The following is a 5,118-nucleotide window of genomic DNA, read 5'->3' on the forward strand; positions in this document are numbered from 1 at the left end:
GTTCCTGATCTATTTCGGCCTGGTGCAGATCGGCATCGACATTCCTGCCCTTGCCGCCGGCATTGTTGGGCTCGGCCTGCACTTTGCCGTCTACAATGCCGACATCATCCGCGCCGGCATCGTGGCCGTCGATGTCGGCCAGACGGAGGGTGCGCGCAGCATCGGCTTCGGCAAGTGGCAGACGCTGCGCCATGTCGTGATACCGCAAGCCATCCGCAACACGGCACCACCGATCGGCGGTAATCTGATCGCGCTGTTGAAGGAATCCTCGATCGTCTCGGTCATCGGCATCGCCGAGTTGGTCCATTCGGCCCAGCTGGCGATCAGCGAAACGTTCCGCCCGTTCGAGTTCTACATCACCGCAGCGGCGCTTTATTACATTCTCAATCTTGTGCTCGAGGCGGCTTTGCGTCGGTTTGAAAGACATGTGGAGGTTTCCCGATGAGCACGCAGCGGCCAATGGTCGAGGTTCGCGGCGCGCGCAAATCGTTTGGCGCCGTCGAGGTTCTCAAAGGCATAGGCCTGTCGGTCGATCGCGGGCAGATCGTCGCCATCATCGGCCCGAGTGGCTCCGGCAAGAGCACGCTGCTGCGCTCCATCAACCATTTGGAATCCCTGGACTCCGGTGAAGTCTGGCTCGACGGCGTGCAGGTCAACCAGAAGCTGCACGGCCATGCCTTCGAGCGGCACATCAACAAGGTGCGCCAGCAGATGGGCATGGTGTTTCAGCACTTCAATCTGTTCCCGCATCTGACCGTGATCGAGAACATTTCCATGGGACCGATCATCCTAAAAGGCATGACCAAAAGTGACGCGCATGCGCTGGCGCATAGCCTCTTGTCCAAGGTCGGGCTCGCCGACAAGATCGACGCCTACCCCTCGCGGCTTTCGGGCGGCCAGAAGCAGCGTGTGGCCATTGCCCGTGCACTGGCGATGCAGCCCAAGGTGATGCTGTTCGACGAAGCCACCTCGGCGCTCGATCCGGAACTGGTCGACGAGGTCAACGCGGTGATGAAACAGCTTGCCGCCGAACACATGACCATGCTCATCGTAACGCATGAGATGCGCTTTGCCGGCGAAGTGGCCGACAGGGTGCTGTTCATGGATGACGGCGTGATCGTCGAGGAAGGCCCGCCCGGCGACATGTTCCGCGCGCCGCAGAAGGACCGCACGCGCAGCTTCCTCAAGAAATATCTTTCCGCCTGAGTATGACCATGACCAGCCCAAACACGGAATTCCCCGATTTCGGACTGACGCCGGAGCAGCGCCGCCACGCGGTGCGCGGCCACTATTACGAGTGGCCAGGCATGGATGGCGAGCGCGGCGAGATCTGGTGCTACAGCGACCGGTTTTCCTATCGCGCCGGCGAAACGGTGGCTTTGCATGTCAGTTCGACAGCTGCGACGTTCGGCATCACAATCACCCGAGATGGCGGCAGCGAAAACAAAGTATTCGAGAAATCGGGCATCGCGGCACGCTGGCAGGACACACCCGACCAGTGTTCGGCTGAAGGCTGCGGTTGGGACCCATCCTTCGAATTTCGCGTCGGAGCGGGCTGGCCGTCCGGCGCCTATCGGGTCACGCTGACCGCCGACGGGCTCGACGGCAAGCCGATCCAATGCCACCATATTTTCATCGTCTGCCCGCAGCCGGGCCGCAAACCTGGCCGCGTGCTCCAGGTGGCGGCGACAGGCACATGGCTGGCCTACAACACCTGGGGCGGCTCCAACCACTATCAGGGCATCACCGGGCCGGATCGCAACCAGTATTCGCCCATCGTCTCGACGCAGCGCCCCTGGTGCCGTGGCTTCGTCGTGCTGCCCAAGGATGCGCCGCGTGTGCCGCTGGAGGTCGCTGTGCCGCCGAAGACCGTGCCGCGCTATCCGCACATGGAGTGGGCGCTCGCCACCGGCCATTCGAAGAAATACGCTTCGTCCGGCTGGGCCAGCTACGACAGCCATTTTTTCCGCTTCGCCGAGCGGGCCGGCTATCAAGTCGATCTCGCCAGCCAGCATGATCTGCATTTTTCGCCGGAAATTCTCGACGGCTATGACTGCGCCGTGTTCGTCGGCCATGACGAATACTGGACCTGGGAAATGCGCGATGCCGTCGACGCCTATGTGACCCGCGGCGGCCATGCGGCGCGCTTTGCCGGCAATTTCATGTGGCAGACGCGGTTCGAAGACGAGGGCCGCCGGCAGGTCTGCTACAAATATCGCTCGCGTGCCGAAGATCCGGCCTATCTCCCAGACGGCGACGTCACCCGTGCCACCAATTCCTGGGAGGCGCCGGAAATCGGCCGGCCGGGTTCGGCGACCTTCGGGCTCAACGCGACGCGCGGTGTCTATGCCGGCTGGGGCGGCTGTGCACCGCGCGGCGTGCGTGGTTTCCCGGTCTACCGGCCCGAGCATTGGGCCTTCGCCGGCACCGGCATCTACTATGGCGACCTGCTGGGCGCCGACAGCCATGTCTATGGCTATGAGGTCGACGGGCTCGACTTCGAGATACGCGGCGGCCTGCCCTACCCGACTGCGACCAGCGGCGCGCCAGATGGCCTGCAGGTTCTCGCCGTCGGCATGGCATCCCAGGTCGAGGAAAGCGCCGATATCCCGATCGAGGACCAGTTCCTCACCGACGAAGACGGCCGCTTCACCGCCGAAACGTTGTTTGGCGAGGCGAGCGACGCCAATCTGGAAAAGGTCAAACGCGGCAACGGCATGATCGTCAATTTCCCGCGCGGCAAGGGCGAGGTGTTCCATGCCGGAAGCTGCGAATGGGTCGCCGGCCTGCTAAGACAGGACCCGATGGTCGAACGCGTCACGAAAAATGTCCTCGATCGTTACCTCGGAAAGCCCTGACATGTCGAAAGTCCAATCCGCCGTTCAAGAAACCGAAGCCCGGCGAGACTCGCATCTGTTCTATCTGTCCAGCCTGCGCCGGCCGCTGATCGACCGCGCCGAAGGCATCTACATGTGGACGCAGGACGGCCGCCGCTTCATCGATGGCTCGAGCGGCCCGATGGTGGCCAATATCGGCCATTCCAATCGCAATGTGCTCGACGCCATGAAGCGGCAGATGGACCGCGCCACCTTCGCCTATCGGCTGCATTTCGAGAACGAGCCGGCGGAGGAGTTGGCGCGGGAGTTGGCCGGCAAGCTGCCGGAGGGCATGGACCGCATCTTCTTCGTCTCCGGTGGCTCGGAGGCGACGGAATCCTGCATCAAGCTGGCGCGGCAATGGGCGGTCGCCACCGGCCAGGCCAGCCGCTGGAAGGTGATCACGCGTTTCCCCTCCTATCATGGTGGCACGTTGGGTTCGCTCTCGATCACCGGCGACGATGCGCTGGCCGAAACGTTCGAGCCGATGATGCGGGTGATGCCAACCGTGCCGGCGCCGAATGCCTGGCGCGACCGCGACAATCTCTCGATTGAGCAGCGCGGCATCCGCTATGCCGACATGCTGGAGGAGAAGATTCTTGCGGAAGGTCCAGACAGCGTGGTTGCCTTCATCATGGAGCCGATCGGCGGTGCGGCGACCGCGGCGCTGGTGGCCCCGGACAGTTATTATCCACGCATCCGCGAGATCTGCGACCGCTACGGCATCCTGCTCATCCACGACGAAGTCATGAGCGGTGTCGGCCGCACCGGCAAATTCCTCGGCGGCGATCACTGGAACTGCAAGCCAGACATCGTCGCCTTGTCGAAGGGGCTGGGCTCCGGATATGCGCCGCTTGGCGCACTCGCCGCACCGATGCGGCTGGTGCAGCCGTTGCTCGCCTCCGGCGGCTTCCAGCACGGCCACACCTATGCCGGCAATCCGCTGGCCTGTGCCGCCGGCCTGGCTGTGCTCGGCGAAATGGACCGGCTCGACCTGATCGCCAATGCGGCAGCCATGGGCGATGTGCTGATGGACGGGCTTAAAGGCCTGGCGAAGCGGTTTCCGTTCCTTGCCGACGTGCGTGGCAAGGGCCTGCTCACCGGCGCCCAGATGGTCGCCGATCCCGAGACCCTAAAACCGATCGACCAGAACAAGAAAGCCACGCAGCGGCTGCTCGACCTCGCCTATGAACGCGGGCTGATCATCTATGGCCGCAGGGTCAAGGGCGGCGTCGACGGCGACAATTTCATGGTCGCGCCACCGATGATCGTCACGGCCGAGCAGGTCGGCGAGATCATCTCCATCATCGGTGACTCGCTGGAGGTTCTGGCCGCCGAGCTCGACCTGCCGGTCGGAGGCCAGGGGTAAGAATGGCACCGCGAAAAGTCATCATCACCTGCGCCGTCACCGGCTCGGTGCACACGCCGTCCATGTCGCCCTATCTGCCGGTGACGCCGGACCAGATCGCCGCAGACGCGATCGCGGCGGCGGAAGCCGGCGCCTCGATCCTGCATCTGCACGCCCGCGACCCGAGGGATGGCCGCCCGACCGCCGATCCGGACGTCTACATGCAGTTCCTGCCGCGCATCAAGCAGGCGACCGATGCAGTGATCAACATCACCACCGGCGGCTCGTCGCTGATGACGCTGGACCAGCGGCTGGCAGCCCCTTTGCGGGCCGAACCCGAAATGTGCTCGCTCAACATGGGTTCGATGAATTTCGCGCTGTTCCCGATGCTCGACAAGCCGAGGGAATGGCAGCACGAATGGGAACCCAAGCTGCTGGAAGCCACCCGCGACACGATCTTCAAGAACACCTTCGCCGATATGGAAGCGGTGCTGGAAAGACTGGGAAAGGGCTGCGGCACGCGCTTCGAATTCGAATGCTATGATGTCGGCCATCTCTATTCGCTGGCGCATTTTCGCGATCGGGGGTTGGTGTCGGGACCGCTGTTCATCCAATTCGTCCTTGGCATATTGGGCGGCATCGGCGCCGACCCGGACAATCTCGTCCACATGAAGCGGATCGCCGACAAATTGTTCGGCGACAGCTACCAGTTCTCGGTGCTCGCCGCCGGCCGCCAGCAGATGCCGCTGATCTCAATTGCAGCAGCCATGGGCGGCAATGTCCGTGTCGGGCTGGAGGACAGTCTCTATGACGGCCGCCAGCTGGCGAAATCCAATGCCGATCAGGTGCGCCGTATCCGTGGCATTCTCGACGGGCTGTCGCTGGAGGTTGCAA

5 protein-coding genes are annotated in these 5,118 nt (G+C 63.4%); all 5 read left to right on the forward strand.

All coding sequences use genetic code 11. From position 1 onward, the window contains the following. Positions 1 to 445, forward strand: a 445-nt coding sequence (locus ENZ75_RS20115) for an amino acid ABC transporter permease (RefSeq protein ID WP_164887885.1), incomplete at its 5' end; no start/stop codon positions are given. Continuing rightward, entirely contained in the window at positions 442 to 1,206 is a 765-nt protein-coding gene (locus ENZ75_RS20120) for an amino acid ABC transporter ATP-binding protein (RefSeq protein WP_063167835.1), read from the forward strand. The genes ENZ75_RS20115 and ENZ75_RS20120, both read left to right, overlap by 4 nt. Before the next feature lie 8 nt (positions 1,207 to 1,214). Beyond that, complete coding sequence (locus tag ENZ75_RS20125) at positions 1,215 to 2,858, forward strand: N,N-dimethylformamidase beta subunit family domain-containing protein (RefSeq protein ID WP_063170215.1); 1,644 nt, start codon at positions 1,215 to 1,217, stop codon at positions 2,856 to 2,858. Between the two features lies 1 nt (position 2,859). Continuing rightward, positions 2,860 to 4,245: an aspartate aminotransferase family protein gene (locus ENZ75_RS20130; protein WP_063167834.1), complete on the forward strand. Its 1,386-nt coding sequence runs from the start codon at positions 2,860 to 2,862 to the stop codon at positions 4,243 to 4,245. A gap of 2 nt (positions 4,246 to 4,247) precedes the next feature. Then, a partial coding sequence (locus tag ENZ75_RS20135) for a 3-keto-5-aminohexanoate cleavage protein (RefSeq protein WP_164887886.1) occupies positions 4,248 to 5,118 on the forward strand: 871 nt, incomplete at its 3' end.

Source organism: Mesorhizobium sp. M7A.F.Ca.CA.002.04.1.1, assembly GCF_004022805.1.
GTDB lineage: Bacteria > Pseudomonadota > Alphaproteobacteria > Rhizobiales > Rhizobiaceae > Mesorhizobium > Mesorhizobium ciceri.

Bases quoted from the DNA above. Each gene is read 5' to 3' on its own strand.
- ENZ75_RS20120 (WP_063167835.1), top strand. From the start codon at position 442: ATGAGCACGCAGCGGCCAATGGTCGAGGTTCGCGGCGCGCGCAAATCG.
- ENZ75_RS20125 (WP_063170215.1), top strand. From the start codon at position 1,215: ATGACCAGCCCAAACACGGAATTCCCCGATTTCGGACTGACGCCGGAG.
- ENZ75_RS20130 (WP_063167834.1), top strand. From the start codon at position 2,860: ATGTCGAAAGTCCAATCCGCCGTTCAAGAAACCGAAGCCCGGCGAGAC.